The following is a 15167-nucleotide window of genomic DNA, read 5'->3' as shown; positions in this document are numbered from 1 at the left end:
ATAGAGCGTCCTGCCAAAATCAGTTAAGATCTGAAGAAATTCTGGCGGGATTTCAAACCTGTAATTCCCTGTTTATAAGCACAGACCGTGTACCTCACTTGGCTTTATGTTGTGAAATTTTTTGAATGCCGTGCTGAAATAGTGAGCATCTGTATATCCCACGGCTGCAGCTATTTCATGAATTGGTTTGTTAGAACTGATTAGCATTACGATGGCCTTATTCATCCTCAGCTTAATTAAATAATCATGCAATGGCATATCAAAGGCAATTTTTACCAGCCGTAAAAACTGGCGCTCGGAAACATTGAATCTTTGGGCAAGCGTAACGTTGTCTTCTATCTTCTCGGCATAATGACTATGGATAAAAGCTTCGATTTCCCTGGCTTTCATTTTGTTGATTACCTGGGTAGTGTATTTGCCCCCGGCCAGCATTCCGTCGTATAGTACCGTTAGCTGGGTTAATGTCTGGTCTATAACTATATCAAGGTGTTGCTGTTTTGAACCGTCTTGATAAAGTGTTTTTTGAACTTCTTTGAGTACATTCCAGTTTATGGGGCAATCTGGCAGATAAAAATTTGACTGCTTGGCATTCTGAAATTCAGTTACAATAGGCTTCAGCTGCGTTAACCTTTCTGCCTTGTTCACTACCCAGTCATTCCTAAGGGTTAGCAACAGCAATTGATTCATTCCTGCTTTCACTTTCCCTGTAAAATCTCCCTCGTTGATATATCCCATATGTAAACCCCCTTTCGGGCTTTCATACAGGAAATGCTGAGCTGATTTATGCAAGCTGGCACAGCCTTTAAACATCAGCAACATAAAAATTGAAGGCTTATCGCGATAAAAGTTAATGGTAATGTCTTTGTTTAAAGCATATTCATAAAAATCAATATGGGCCAGGTAGCTGCTAAAAGACTGCCTTAAAATCTGACCTTCAGGAAAAGTCATCAAATCTGCCCGGGCATAGGGAACGGGCCAGGAACAAAATTTTGGAAGGCTGTTAAACGATAAAGTTTCAACAATTGCGGAATCCAGATGAAGAGCGATAGGAGATTGCATAGAGAACTTAATATATTTTGGTTATATCAAAGTTCCTGAAATATCAATATCAAAAAATGTATAAATGGGACATTTTTGGGCACATTAATAATAGAGATAGTTACGTTTTTACTAAAACAGCCTGAAAATAATGTTAAAGGCCTCTCAACGGTGCTTCTTTTGAAGCAAATCCATGATATTTTTTGAATTCTTTGTTAAAATAGTATAAGTCCTTGTAGCCTACAGCTTCAGAAACCTCTTTTATAGAACTGGTATTTTCTGCTAAAAGAGAAAGTGCCTTTTCCATTCGCAGCTTTAAGATCATTTTATGAACTGTGGTACCCAATACCTGGTTGAACATCCTGGTTAAAGTTTTCTTGGTGGTGTTAAATAGAGATGCAATTTTTATGGTGTTGCCAATGTCTTGCCTGGTAAAATTGCTTTGCAGATATTGCTTTACTTCATATACTGTTTGTCTGCTGAAGGTTTGAATCCCTAATTCCGGATTTGGCATAGCTGGTTTAATTTGCCTGGAGGCCAATAACATTACTTTCAGTTCCAGGTAATCCTCAAGTGTCATCCTTAAAAAAGAAGCAGCATATTTATCAGGTAAGTCTGATATGTTGTAATTTTCAAAAAAACTAATGATCCGCTCTGTTTCTGGTAACAAAAGCATCTTGTCTTTTAAAGTTTCTCTTTCATAATCGTCTACGCTGGTTGCTAGCAAAAGCTTATCTCCTTCCGGATATTTTCTCAATTTAGATAGTTTGGCCTTAGTTAGTTCAAAAGCCTCTACTTCACCGATGGCAACAAAATCATAGCGTGCCGGACTTTGATTGAGCAGGCTGGGCATTTCTGTGAAGAATTGTCCCTGGGTATAAATGTTCATGGCCAATTGTTCGCCACTTGTACCCTTTGTGAATGCAATTACATAACCGCTCAGTACCTGCCATGATTTCTTAACTACCTGCCCTGTTTTTATAAATTTAAACCCACTTTTCTTCTTTACTTTTTTAATTAATGGGCATAATTTCTTTTCATATTCTTTAGAAAGGGGAACCATTTTGTTGAGCTTTTGTAAAAGCTGCTCTATATCATTCATGGTTGAGAGGTTTAGTTAATTTAATGTTAAATGTAATAAAATTAATTTAATGAGTAACGAAACTTTCCGTTAATGCGTTCTGGTAAAGGAGTTTAGTTGATTATCGACTTCTGTTTCCTCAAATCCCTTGTATTCACAAAATTCTTTTAATGTAATAGCTTGATGCTTTTTCTTGTTTAATTCTTTACGGATCGCCTTAAAGATCCGCTGGGCCTGCCGTTCCGTAACGTGCAACAGGCGTGCTGCTTCCTGGGGATAAATGCATAATCGTCCCATGTTTTGGTTAATTAAAACCGCAACAGAAAAAGTGGCGCGTAGCGTAGTGGTCTCCTAACCCTTACGGAACCCAACTGGCAGTTGGTTGATATTTGGTTAATTGATACTAAGATAATTATTATTTGCTAATAGAATTACCTCCAAAAATAGCCGGGCAGGTAAAAGATATTTCAGCGGATTTTGTTATTTCATAAATTAAATGCAACTTTGATGCATTGTGATAAAAGACAGTAGATCTTTAAGTATAAAATTACAGCGAACAGGTTCCTTTTTCCTGATCTTGTTATTCTTATTCATTTCTGCTGCACAGGTGTTGCATACACACCTGGATAGTGAAAACTATCATGATAAACCTTATGGCGATCGGGAACAACTGCAGCTTATAGATAAGTGTTCGGTTTGCGATTATTATCACCATACCCAGGGAAAACAAATATTTTCACACTATCCCCCGATTCTCTTATCAGCACATCCTAAGGTAATTACCATTAATACTCTTGTATTTACCGGTAACTACAAGTTCGAACTTCAGGGTTATACCAACAAAGGCCCGCCGGATGCAGTATGAGTAAACTGTAGCGCCCACCTGGCGTAAATCAAATACATCTTATTTTTTAATCAGCATGGTATACTGTTGCGACTTGTCCATTTAGTGGCCATCTCGGCGTATCCTGTTGTACCCTGCATTTTAATGAAGACCTATATTTTATTTTTTTGCCTTTTTGCTGCTGCACAGCTGGCTTCCGGGCAAACCATACTTCCTTTGGCCGATACTACATTAAAGATCAAACCCTCTTATCAGCTGAAAGAAGTGGTGGTTAAAGACAAGCGTTTACAACTGCGTCAGGAGGAGGAATCGCTAAATGTAGTCACAATTGGCAGCGATTTTATACAACGTAACCTCGGGGGAAGTTTAATGAAAACGCTGGAGCGTTTGCCAGGTATCAAAACCATTGGCATTGGATCAGGACAGTCAAAGCCCTTAATCCGCGGACTTGGTTTTAACCGGGTAGTTGTTGTTGATAAAGGAATAAAACATGAAGGACAGCAATGGGGAGCCGATCATGGCCTGGAGATTGACCAGTTTGCCGCCGCTGAGGTGGAATTGGTAAAAGGCGCTGCTTCCTTTATATACGGCTCGGACGCTATAGGCGGAGCGATTGAGGTAAAACCGGCCAATGCACCACCAAAAAACACACTGGGTGGTTCGATTGATCTGGTTGGCAAAAGTAACAACAACCTTTATGGAAGCTCTGTTAATTTCTTCGGCCGAAAGGAACTCTGGTTTTTTGATTCCCGAATTACCTATCAGAATTACGGAGACTACAGTGTACCCACAGATACGGTATTTGTGTATGACTATGCGGTTAGGTTACACAACCGCGGTTTGCGCAATACTGCTGGCCGGGAAACAGCATTTCACCTGACTACCGGCTATGTAAAGGAAGGTTTCAGATCTGTGATTTATCTAAGCAATATTTATAGCAAAAGCGGATTTTTTGCCAATGCACATGGCCTGGAGCCGCGTAGGGTAGATACAGACATGCACGATGCATCTGAAAGGGATATCCGGCTGCCCAGTCAGCAGGTAAACCATTTTAAACTCATCAACCGCAGTAATTACCAGATAAGAGGACACAAACTGGAGATCGAACTAGGATACCAGCAAAATTTCCGGCAGGAATTCAGTCCATATGTAAATCATGGTTATATGCCGCCTGTATATCCAGACTATCTGTCTGTTTCTCCAGAGCTGGAAAGGGAATTTGATAAGCATGTTTACAGCATAAACCTGAGAGATATGCTTGCTATTGGAAAGCATCATCTTACTACAGGCATCAATGCCGAATACCAGGACAATAGCATTAACGGCTGGACATTTTTAGTCCCTTCCTTTAAACAGGCTACGGCAGGACTATTTGTGTACGACAAGTATAAAATAAATGAGCAGGTTATATTACATGCTGCATTGCGCTACGATTACGGACAGATCAGGATGTTTAAATATACAGATTGGTTTGATTCCGAGTTTACAACAGGCGGCACAACAATATCGGAAAGGCTCATCAGGGCTAATGACTTAAACCGAAGTTTTAACAGTATGGTCTGGTCAGCCGGCATTAATTATAAGCATCAGAAATTTCTATTGAAGGCCAACATCGGCAAAAGCTTCAGGATGCCGATAGCGAAAGAACTGGGTGCCAATGGGGTCAATTACCATTATTTCAGTTATGAAAAGGGAGATGCAGCACTTTCGCCCGAGCAGTCTTATCAGCTGGACCTCAGTTTAGGATGGAACGAAGATAGATGGTCTGTACTGATTAGTCCTTTCTACAATTATTTCCCCAATTACATCTATCTGAACCCCACAGCAAACCATGATTTTTACTATGGTGCGGGCAATCAGATTTTCCAGTATGCCCAAAGCAAAGTACTTAGATATGGAGGCGAATTCCAGCTGAAATATAAAATATTGAAAAGCCTGAGTACAGAGTTGTTGGGCGAATACTTGTTTGCAAAGCAAATATCAGGAGACAAGAAAGGGTATACACTCCCTTTCTCTCCACCGGTTTCAGTCCTGTTTAACCTAACCTGGTCAACCGAACCGGAGTCTCTTTTTAAGGATTCCTATTTTTCTATAGACTACCGGCTCACCACAAAGCAAAATAACATTGTGCCACCAGAAAAGAAAACGCCGGGCTATGAGCTTATTAATCTTCAGGCGGGCACAAAATTCAACCTGCGCAAACAACAGCTGATGTTCAGTTTACAGGTCCAAAACCTACTGAACAGCCGCTATCTGAACCATAACAGCTTTTACCGGCTTATTGAACTTCCTGAAGCTGGAAGGAATATAATTCTGTCGCTAAAAGTTCCTTTTAACATTCCTTTAGATAAACAAAAAACTAAAAATCAATAATTATATGAACACAATTAAAATTTCAAAAACAGACACACTATTAACCACAAACACAAAGAAGATTATAGTGGCTTTACTACTTTTTGGTACCGTTTTCCAGGCCTGTAAAAAAGATAAGGAAGTTGAACCTGAAAAGGACGTCCCCACTGCAACGAATGTAGAAATTGGCTCGGGAAACAAGCAGGCGTTAAGGGGAAGGGATTTCCATTTTAATGCGGATGTGGTTGCTGCCAGCAAGATAAAGGATGTACAGGTAAAGATATTGCAGAAAAGCGGCGAAAACTATACTGCTACCTGGAAATTTGAACTTACCTGGGCAGAATACAACGGTGCAAAAAACACCAATGTACACAAGCACTTTACCATTCCGTCAGAGGCACCCGAAGGCAAGTATGATTTCTATTTTATAGTGCTGGATGAAAACGGGACGAAGCTTGAAATTAAGGAAGACCTGAACATTATTGATCCTGCAAATGTTCCTGTTGACCCTAAAGTAGGGCGTGACATCATCTCACGTAACGGCACCATGATCTATTATACGGATACCTTTGTGGAACCAGAGCTGATTGTAAAAAAGGGTGATGAATTGACGCTCCATGCACAAGTGAGCGGCATTAAAGGCGATGGCATATTGTACTCGGTACTTATCAAGAAAAATGCTAATTATTTCCCTGAAAGCATTGCTAACCTGGATTTCAATAAAGTAATCGTAGTTACCAAAGTGGAACACAAAGGACTTGGGGCTGCCTCGAAAGTTAGTACGCTAAAACAGATCAATGGGGTGTATGGTGGAGAATCAATTGTGATCGGGGCCGAAAAAGACAGCAATGAACCAACGGCCAACCCGATTAACGGAGAGAAGACATGGGAATCAGGTAAATACAATTGGGTGATCCTTTATAAAAACACCACACATAACATCAGTTCCTATAAGGTAATCCCCATCACAATTGACTATAAATGAGAAGACTAAATTTATTTAGCTTATGCCTGGTGTTAATGCTGGTGCTGAGCAATTGCAGTAAAGACAATACTGAACCCATTGATACGATTTATCCCGAGATTCATACTGATGGAGATGATGCATTTCCAAAACAATGCAGTGTAGTTAAACGTGGAGAAAAATTTGTGTTCAGGGCATTGCTCAGCGATAATGTACAATTGGGATCATTGAACCTGGATATCCATCATAATTTTGATCATCATACGCATAGTACCGAGCTGGAAGATTGTAATTTGGCTCCTGTTAAACAACCGGTAAAACCATTTTTACTGATTAAGAATATCATTATTCCCGTCGGGCAGAAATCCTACCAGGCAAGTGCAGAGATACAGGTACCTGCAGATGTCGATCCTGGTGACTATCATTTTATGATCAGACTTACGGACAAAGAAGGCTGGCAAACCATAAAAGGATTAAGTATCAGGTTGCAATAGTTATCGTTAAAAGCATCAGGAACCCCTTTAATTTTAAAATTAAAGGGGTTTTTAGTTTATTGATAAATTTCAAGATCAATAGCAAGCTATTCCAGTTTAAGACAACATCCTATAATAAAACGACAAGAACGACATTTTACGACGCTTTACGACATAAAGCGACACATTACGACATGCTCCATTTTTGGCTGCCATACATTCGGATATGGAACAAGAAGGTTCGGATGTGCTGTATAACTGAAAGGATTCTTACTTGGGTATCAAAGGAGTTTCAAAGGCCTTGTTTAGGACAGCCCAGGCCTTTGAAAAGCGATCTTGATCCTGCTCTGACCCTATTGTTAGCAGCAGCAAACCGCAGGCGGATAGACAGGTAAAAACAAAATATAAATTATCATAAACCTTAAACAACAAAATCATGGCAAAATTAAAGAGAGGGATTTTCGGCCCTTTATCCGGAAAACTAGGAGGAATAGTAGGCGCAACATGGATGGGTATCCCATACCTGCGCAAGGCACCCAAAGAAAATCCCAATCCTGCCCCGCGCTCTGCCGCTCAGCTGGCAAACGAAGAAAAGATGAAATTTGTAAACCAGCTTTTGATACCTTTTCATCCATACGTTAATGTTGGCTTTGCCAATCATGCCATTGCCAAAACGGCTTTAAATGCTGCTTATTCCCGTAATTTCCATCAGGCCGTTTTTGGTACTTATCCCAATTTAAGTGTCGATTATTCAAAAATGGTGATCAGTGCCGGAGATCTGCCTGGTTTAAACCAGCCCGTAATGTTTTTGACTGCAGCTGATACCATTCAGCTCAACTGGCAGCACAACACAGATCCAAGGGCTTCTTTTGATGATCAGCTTATGCTGGTGTTGTATTGCCCTGAACTGCATCTGGCAGATGGGTTTGTTGGTGGGGTTAAGCGCATAGCTGAACATTTTAGCTATAAATTTTTACCAGAACTTTCCGGTAAAACGTTAGAAGTTTATCTTGGTGTAACGTCATTAAACCGAAAAAAAATAGCAGATAGTTTATATCTAGGGAGGATTGTGCCATGAGAACACATACTACCAAGACTTTGCGCGAACTGGTATTGACCGATATGGATCCGGAAAAATACCAGATGAGCCAACATGAGATCGGGGTATGGCTGCAAACCATCCCAGAGATTACGAAGGAAATGTTTGAGACCTTGCATTTTTTTACTTGTCATCTGTTTAATAAGGCTATGATTTGCCGGCAATTAAGGCAGATCCATAAGGAATGCATTTACCTGCTGGACAAAATTGAGAAAGTGGGTGCTTTGGCCACAGAGATGGAACAGCTTCGGTTAGCGGTGATCAAATGCCTGGACCAGATCGTAGAAAAGCTACTGGATGATTATACGAAATATCTGGAGTTTGATATCCTGATGCCAGTTCGGCACCTGCGCAGCGGACAGCTGAAGGTAACATCGGGGATGAAAGCACTCCAGGTGGTATTTGATGCACTTGGCGTACCGCAAAAGTTACAGCAGGTAATCCTTGCCTGCATGAACGATGTAGGGAAAGGCACCCGCTGCTTTTACGAACGCATGGTTTATGTGCAGGCTTTGCAGGAAGGTTTGCTGGAGCTTTGCAGGCATTCGCATAAGTCCTGTATCCATGCCGATCTGCTACGCTTTTTAGTAGAACGGAACTACAATACCGAGGCTTTTATTGGCTATTACAAAAAGGCATTTGCAGATGAGCTGACGGAGCTTGTAGACGAGCCTGAACAGCTGAAATACCTGGAGGCACTGGAGCGTGACCTGAACATCCGCCCTTACCGCAAATCAGTTTTCTGTTACGATCATAAACGTAGCCGGGCGAAAGATGTGCTGCATGCTTTTGTACTATCGGAATTAGACATGCGGCAACGGGAAGCAGAGCAGCGCAGAAGGGCAGAACTGGAAGCATTTAGGGCCTCGCAGGCGGTTAAAGCAAGGACAGAGGCAAACGTTGGGGATGCAAAAATGAAGGAAGGTACTGCGTTTATGCCAGGGTACAAGATCCGTACCCCTTTAAGTGTAGATGCTTTGGCTTACCTGCTCAAGTTGCTAATTGTTGCTAAAGTAATTGAGCCTGGGGTAAAAACAGAGCTGTTTGCTTTTATTGCCGGGATCTTTCAAACGCCGGGAACGGGTTTGAATGGCATTTCGCCTGGGAGTTTTGAAACCAAGTACAAACAGGTTGTCCAGAATACGGCGAAGACGGTACGGGTATTATTGGTACGGATGTTAAAGGTGCTGGATGAGGAGTTTGGGGTTTTAAGTTAAAATTTTATTGCGTTTACAGTTTGCTACCTGATTTTTTGCCCTTTGGGATAGGGGGGTACCCATACCCGGGGGACTGCCATAGCTTTTCCATTTTATTTCTCTTTGTTCCGGCATTAAGCTGACGAACACTGCAGGGTTTTGAGGTACGAATGCCGAATTAACAAATTTTATTCACCTTTTAATCCTTAAAATTATGGGTATTATCAGACAGGGGGTCCTCGGCGGATTCCGGAACAAAACAGGTTCGGTTGTGGGAGCTTATTGGCGCAACCTGGATGTGATCAGGGGCTTACCCCGGGTAAGCAACAAGGCAGCAACCCAGGCACAGCTCAATCAGCGGTTTAAATTTGGATTGGTCACGGGCTTTCTGGCCAGGATCGGGAATATCATCGATCTGGGTTTTGGCTCAGGCAATGGTTCAACAAGTGCGATGAATGAGGCGGTGTCTTATCACCTGCGTGAAGCCATTACTGGGGTTGCACCCAATTTTACCATCGATTACACCAAATTGAAAATGAACCGTGGAAAGCTGTTGCTGGCCAATGCCATTGAAGTTGCTGTTACCATAGCCGCACGTGTTGATTTCATTTGGTTGAACACGGTACCAGATGGAAAGTACAAAGATGCTACAGATATGGCCAATGTGCTGGTATACAATCCGGTAAAGGACTCATTTGTTACTTTGCCAGCTGCAGCTGCCCGGACAGCTTTGGGTTACAACTTGCTCTTGCCTGGCGACTACAGCGGCGATGAAGTCCATGCGTACATCAGCTTCAGTTCTACCATCAAAAGGAAACTGGTATCTGATACGTATTACGTGGGCGAGTTCATCGTGTTGTAAGCTGAATTGATGGAAGGCTGTTTAGGTTGTTGGGTTTGACCTGGATGGACATTGCAGATGACGTGTAAAGGCAAACGCAGCCTCAGCAGCCTTCTTATTTATTAATCATTAAAATGAATGTTATGAATACTTTGAAAATAGTAAGAGATGGTATTTCGGAAAATTATGCTGGGTACTTGTTAATTGGGCTACTATTGTTGTTATGGCCTTTGTTGCAGCATTGGATGATGCGTTCTGATCCAACAGTTGGATATATAGATCCTAATATCTGGCTGCTGATCCTGTTGAGCCTAATCTGCTTTCTGATCGTGACCGGTTTATGCTGGTGGCTTTTACAGCGGTTTTGGATGAGTTTAGGTTTGCCCGCGTTGGGGAATATGGTTGTACAGTTTAAAAAAATGGAATCATGGAAACAGCTAGGATTTTACTTTGCATCATTTGGTTTACTGTTGTTAACAGCGATCGGATGCCTGAGCGCGATATGTTAGCGCTTAGTATAGCACGCGCGGAGGTAGGTGTTAGGGAAACTACGGGCCGTAACGATGGGAAGCGCGTTGAACAATATCTGGCAACAGTTGGTTTACCCAAAGGCCATCCTTATTGCGCTGCATTTATTTCCTGGGCTTTCAAAAAGGCCGGATACGATCAACCCAGAACGGCTTGGTCCCCGGCATTATTTCCAACAAAGTTTCTGGTAAAAGCAGCCGCTCCAGGGAATATTTTCGGCATCTACTTCCCGGCCTTAAAAAGAATAGCGCATTGTGGTTTCGTTTTGCAGGTAAAAGGCGACTGGATAGGCACCATCGAAGCCAATACCAGTTTACCGGGAAGCAGGGAAGGGGATGGGGTTTACGCCAGGACAAGGCATTTTAGAACCATCCGGTGTTATGCAGACTGGACCAGGAAAGGAGGTACACAATGAAACCGTTATATGTATTATTTGTCTTATTGTTGTTTTACTTTGCAATCCTTTTTGCAGGCTGCAGTATGTTTAAAAAAACAACCCGAACCACTCATAAAGAAAGCCAATCCTCATCAAAACAAACGGAAGCTAATATGCTGATCTTGAAAAACACCAATAAAGAAACCCAAATATACACTTATTGGACAGACAGCGGATTTTATCAGTTTAAGTACATCAAAGAACAGGTAGCTCTGAATAAAACCGGACAGTTGAAATCGCTTGCGAAAGCGAATGAAGAAACTAAAATTGCTACTAAGCAAACTGAGCAGGTTAAATTGTGGATTTATTTTGGAGTAGCCGTTGCTGTTTTTGGATTATATCTCGTTTATAGAAAACTATACTCCTGGCTTAGCTAGAAGTATGCCGGCAGAATTAGTTTTCTGCCGGTAATTATTTCAACCCGCTTAAGATTCATAAGTTTACTTTATTCTCAAAATTACACTGGTTCTATTCGCATTTACCTGTGGATTAAAACCAACCTTCATTAAGAAATCTCCTGAATATGTTTTCTCTTTATCAATTGGAGATTTTGTTCCTGGATAAAGATTGATTTCTTCTATTTTATATTTTTTTGCAGGATCTAATCCTTTTAGTTTAATTGGCAGTGAAACACCATTAGTGAAAAGCGTTGCAACGTAATAATTGAAAACGATAGCTTCATCTCTTGCATCATTTACATAAGAAATTGAAGCTACTTTGTTTTCGTAAGGATCTTGCAAACGGTATTGTTGTCCATGCCAAACAATATTTTTAAAACTAGTATAAGTTTGAACTGCATTTTGGCTAAAAAGTAAATCATTTTTGCTCAATTCATTTACGCGGACATCGTATCCCAATTTGCCCATCATGGCTACATCCGTTTTAAATTTGATAGGCTGATTGCCCATATCGGTGATGTGATTATCAATAGCAATAGAAGGGAAATAATAAGAATATTCCCACTGGATAAAAATCCTGTCATATGGATTGGTATTGTCGCTTGGCCAAAATTCAGTAAAGTATTTCAATGCTGCATAATCAACTCTTGAGCCTCCGCCTGCACAAAGCATCATTGGTACTTTAGGGTATTTTGCTCTAATTCTCTCTAACACGTTATTTAATCCTATCACGTATTCTAAATAAAAATGATCCTGATTTTTTAAAGTAGTAGAATTAGCATTATATATTAATGAATTGCAATCCCATTTGATAAAAGCTAGCTCTGGCACTTCTTTAAAAATATCATCAACGGTTTTGAACAAAAAATCTTGAACCTTTGAGTTGGTTAAATCTAAAACTAACTGATTGCGCATGTAATATTCTTTTCTTTCGGGCTGTTTAATAATCCAATCAGGATGATTTTCATAAAGTTCACTTTTTGGATTGACCATTTCTGGCTCTAACCAGATGCCGAATTTCACACCATTTGCAGTAGCTTCTTTACCTAGGGCACTAATTCCATTCTTTAGCTTTTGCTTGTTATATTGCCAATCGCCTAAGCCAGAAGTAGAACCATTACGTGGGTATTTGTTCCCAAACCAACCATCATCCAATAAGAAAACATCAACGCCTAATTTTTTAGTGTCTTTAGTTAATTCATTTAGCTTTTCGTCATTGAAATCGAAATAGGTGGTTTCCCAATTATTTAAAATCGTTAATCTTTCTCCTTTTCCATCCAATAACTGATAATTTTTGACCCAACTTTGTAAGTTTCTGCTAGCTAAACCTTTTCCAGATGTTGAATAAGTGTATACAAAACGTGGGGTAATAAAGTTTTCTCCTGCTTTTAAAGTATAATTAGAGGAAAAATTGTTGATTCCAGCTGTGATTCTTAAATAATATTCGTCAAAGGTTTCAAAATCGAGTTTGAAATTTCCAGACCAAGCCAATGAACCTGCAATGACCTCTCCAGCATCTTCAGTAGCAAGCTGGTCTATTGATATCATAAATGACGAGGAATGTAACAGGTTTGTTCTGGTTCCCAGTTTAGAATCAATGGTTTTAATGCCGTGCAGCAATTGCTGTTCTTCCGAACGCATTTCTCGTGTAGCACCACTATAATGGTTTTTCAAGAAGAATTTTTTACCGCTTAAGGTTAGGTTAGCTGAAGCATATTTATTGAGTACAACAATTCCTTTTTCCTGATGTTTGATTTCTACCCATTGTTCAATCACATCTTCATTGTAATAGGCCAGATATTTTAAAACAACCTGAAATTGGTATTTGGCATCTTTGAGTACAATGCTCGTTAGTTTTCTGTTTTGATCGATCTGTTCCGTCTCGACGTTAGAAAATGTAAGTACAGTCGATTTGTTACCATCGCTATGTGTTACAGTTAAAGCTGGCTCTAATAAGTTGAGTGATCCTGAAGCGATATAGGCCTCTCTTTTGTTAAAAAGGTCATCAGAACCCGGTTTATATTTATCGAGGCTTTGAATAGTGGGATATTCATGCTCATTATTTAATTTTTTGCCAAAATACGATGATAACAATGAATTATCTTTATCTGTTTCTAAAATGAGTACATTGCTTTTTGTAGCAATTGAAATAGCTTGTTGAGCGAAATTTGTTAGTCCGAATGACATGATAAGATAAACTAATAATATTTTTTTTTTGATCATATTTAGGCATTTGTTGTAAATTTATTTCTAAATACCCGGTAAAAATTATAATTGCACATACAAATAGCTAACAATATTTTGTAGCTATAAGTAATTAATTATTAGATAGATATTAAGTTATGAGCTCAAGTTCTGTACAGTCTGATGATCCTGTTTTGTTTGACACACTTGATAGGTGCTGTCAAAAGATTATTGAAAAAATGGGAGATAAGCCTATTAACGAATGGCGGGCATCGGATTATAATAGCTTAAGCAGTCAGTTAGGTAAGCAAACCAAAGTTTATTTAAGTGAAAATACACTAAAGAGAATATTTGGCAGATTAAAAACACCCAAGCGCTATTTTCCGCAGAAGGCAACACGAGATGCCTTAGCACAATTTATAGGTTATAGAGATTGGCAGGAGTTTGAACTTGTTTACTCATCGGCAAAGGCTGAAAATAAAAAAGCCATTAGTACTGAGTATAATAATCAAGCATCATCAACCAAGATTAATGAGCGTAAGTCTAAGAAATTATATCGCTTAATTGTAAGCTTGGGTACTTTAGTTCTACTTAGTTTTGTAGCCTTTATTTTATTTTGGAATAGAAACCAAAATCCAGATGGGGTACAACTGGTTTGTGAAAATCCCTTTGGCGAAGTTCCCCATACGGCAGTTTTCCAGCTGACGTCTAACAAGTTTTTTGACAAGAATGAAGCGTTTCAACTTGATTGTATGGAAGAAGCACTTCCAGCTACAATTACAGGGAACAAAAAGATAACCCGGTTTTTTAAAAATCCAGGTGTAGTTTATGTAACGCTACTACATCATAATAAACCCATAGATACTGTATCTGTTTGTTTGCAAACCAAAGGTTGGGTGGCTAATTCTGGTAACGATACATCAAGAGCATATCCTATTGCTCGTTTAAAGGCACTTGATCCGAAAAATATATCGGTTTCTGCTGCGCAGTTAGATTCAGCAGGGCTTGATACAAAGAAACCTTTCTTGATTGGCTTTAGTAATATTCACCCATCAACTATTAGCGGAGATAACTTTTCTTTCTATACCAAGGTTTTTGCCGAACAAACCAGGCCAGGTACGCAGTGTATAGAAACTACTATTATTATATTAGGGGAGAAAGATCGACATTTGATCACCTTATTCAGAGAAAGTTGTGTGGCCCTTTCAAGGTATACTTTTTCTGAAGTGAAAGTAACAGGGTCGGATCAGTTTTTAGGAAAATTAGCCTTTAACCCAGAATTTGGTGGTGATATTAACTTAAAAGTTGAAAACAAAGTTGTTTCTCTTATCCTGAATGGTAAAAAAGTATTTTCCACTAAATATACTCGCTCAATTGGCAATGTTATGGGCGTGAAAATTTTGTTTAGCGGGATTGGTAAAGCTATCTCCCCTGAAATTCAAGACCTTAAGACTAAAGAAGTTTTCTAATCTTAATACTCCTCTTTTTATTAATTTATACTTAAATTTCTGCTTTAGGTGAGAAATGTTGATATTTTCTTGCTCCATTTTTTAATGGGGTAACAATCTAACCTGTTGTTTTTTAAATAGTTATTCATCCATTTTTTTGATGGGTATTTGTATAGGTTAAGGTTCATTATAGCTTTCTTTCGCGGTTAAATTTGATAAATTTAAGATCTACTTTCATGAACCGATTTTCCATAAAACTATTAACGCTAATCCTATTGTGCATAA

At 39.6% G+C, this 15167-nt stretch carries 14 protein-coding genes; 10 read left to right on the top strand and 4 right to left on the bottom strand.

What is annotated here, in order from left to right; translation table 11 throughout:
- Positions 1–72 precede the first annotated feature (72 nt).
- From R2Q85_RS22710 to R2Q85_RS22700, 3 genes are all read right to left on the bottom strand, one after another.
- Positions 73–1059 (bottom strand): AraC family transcriptional regulator, encoded by a 987-nt coding sequence (locus R2Q85_RS22710; RefSeq protein WP_316814097.1) that lies wholly within the window; start codon positions 1057–1059, stop codon positions 73–75.
- A 133-nt stretch (positions 1060–1192) separates the two neighbouring features.
- Positions 1193–2140: a helix-turn-helix domain-containing protein gene (locus tag R2Q85_RS22705; RefSeq protein ID WP_316814096.1), complete on the bottom strand. Its 948-nt coding sequence runs from the start codon at positions 2138–2140 to the stop codon at positions 1193–1195.
- A gap of 69 nt (positions 2141–2209) precedes the next feature.
- Positions 2210–2416 (bottom strand): hypothetical protein, encoded by a 207-nt coding sequence (locus tag R2Q85_RS22700; protein WP_316814095.1) that lies wholly within the window; start codon positions 2414–2416, stop codon positions 2210–2212.
- A gap of 217 nt (positions 2417–2633) precedes the next feature.
- Between R2Q85_RS22700 and R2Q85_RS22695 the strand changes: the two genes are divergently transcribed.
- The 9 genes from R2Q85_RS22695 to R2Q85_RS22655 all read left to right on the top strand — a co-directional run bounded on the left by R2Q85_RS22695 (position 2634) and on the right by R2Q85_RS22655 (position 11229).
- Positions 2634–2984, top strand: coding sequence for a hypothetical protein (locus R2Q85_RS22695; protein ID WP_316814094.1), 351 nt, complete (start codon positions 2634–2636; stop codon positions 2982–2984).
- A 123-nt stretch (positions 2985–3107) separates the two neighbouring features.
- A complete protein-coding gene (locus tag R2Q85_RS22690; protein ID WP_316814093.1) occupies positions 3108–5336 on the top strand; it encodes a TonB-dependent receptor in 2229 nt (742 codons plus the stop codon).
- 4 nt (positions 5337–5340) lie between these two features.
- On the top strand, positions 5341–6300 hold the full coding sequence (locus R2Q85_RS22685; RefSeq protein WP_316814092.1) for a DUF4625 domain-containing protein: 960 nt from the start codon (positions 5341–5343) through the stop codon (positions 6298–6300).
- Positions 6297–6773: a DUF4625 domain-containing protein gene (locus R2Q85_RS22680; protein WP_316814091.1), complete on the top strand. Its 477-nt coding sequence runs from the start codon at positions 6297–6299 to the stop codon at positions 6771–6773. Before R2Q85_RS22685 ends, R2Q85_RS22680 begins: the two co-directional genes overlap by 4 nt.
- 415 nt (positions 6774–7188) lie before the next feature.
- Positions 7189–7830, top strand: coding sequence for a DUF6266 family protein (locus R2Q85_RS22675; protein ID WP_316814090.1), 642 nt, complete (start codon positions 7189–7191; stop codon positions 7828–7830).
- A complete protein-coding gene (locus tag R2Q85_RS22670; RefSeq protein WP_316814089.1) occupies positions 7827–9068 on the top strand; it encodes a hypothetical protein in 1242 nt (413 codons plus the stop codon). The genes R2Q85_RS22675 and R2Q85_RS22670 overlap by 4 nt, the downstream gene beginning before the upstream one ends.
- A 193-nt stretch (positions 9069–9261) precedes the next feature.
- Positions 9262–9909, top strand: coding sequence for a DUF6266 family protein (locus R2Q85_RS22665; RefSeq protein ID WP_316814088.1), 648 nt, complete (start codon positions 9262–9264; stop codon positions 9907–9909).
- A gap of 406 nt (positions 9910–10315) precedes the next feature.
- A complete protein-coding gene (locus R2Q85_RS22660) occupies positions 10316–10831 on the top strand; it encodes a peptidoglycan-binding protein (RefSeq protein WP_316814087.1) in 516 nt (171 codons plus the stop codon).
- Positions 10832–10896: 65 nt separating this feature from the next.
- Complete coding sequence (locus R2Q85_RS22655) at positions 10897–11229, top strand: hypothetical protein (protein WP_316814086.1); 333 nt, start codon at positions 10897–10899, stop codon at positions 11227–11229.
- A gap of 63 nt (positions 11230–11292) precedes the next feature.
- Here the strand turns inward: R2Q85_RS22655 and R2Q85_RS22650 are convergent, their stop codons facing one another.
- Positions 11293–13473 carry an alpha-galactosidase gene (locus R2Q85_RS22650; RefSeq protein WP_316814085.1) on the bottom strand — a complete coding sequence of 727 codons (2181 nt, stop codon included), beginning with the start codon at positions 13471–13473 and terminating at the stop codon, positions 11293–11295.
- Positions 13474–13592: 119 nt separating this feature from the next.
- On the opposite strand from R2Q85_RS22650, the gene R2Q85_RS22645 reads away from it, so the two are divergent.
- Positions 13593–14903, top strand: coding sequence for a hypothetical protein (locus tag R2Q85_RS22645; RefSeq protein ID WP_316814084.1), 1311 nt, complete (start codon positions 13593–13595; stop codon positions 14901–14903).
- Positions 14904–15167 lie beyond the last annotated feature (264 nt).

The sequence above is a fragment of the Pedobacter heparinus genome, from assembly GCF_032678725.1.
Taxonomy (GTDB): Bacteria; Bacteroidota; Bacteroidia; order Sphingobacteriales; family Sphingobacteriaceae; genus Pedobacter; species Pedobacter heparinus_A.
This window is presented reverse-complemented; position numbering and strand designations above follow the sequence as displayed.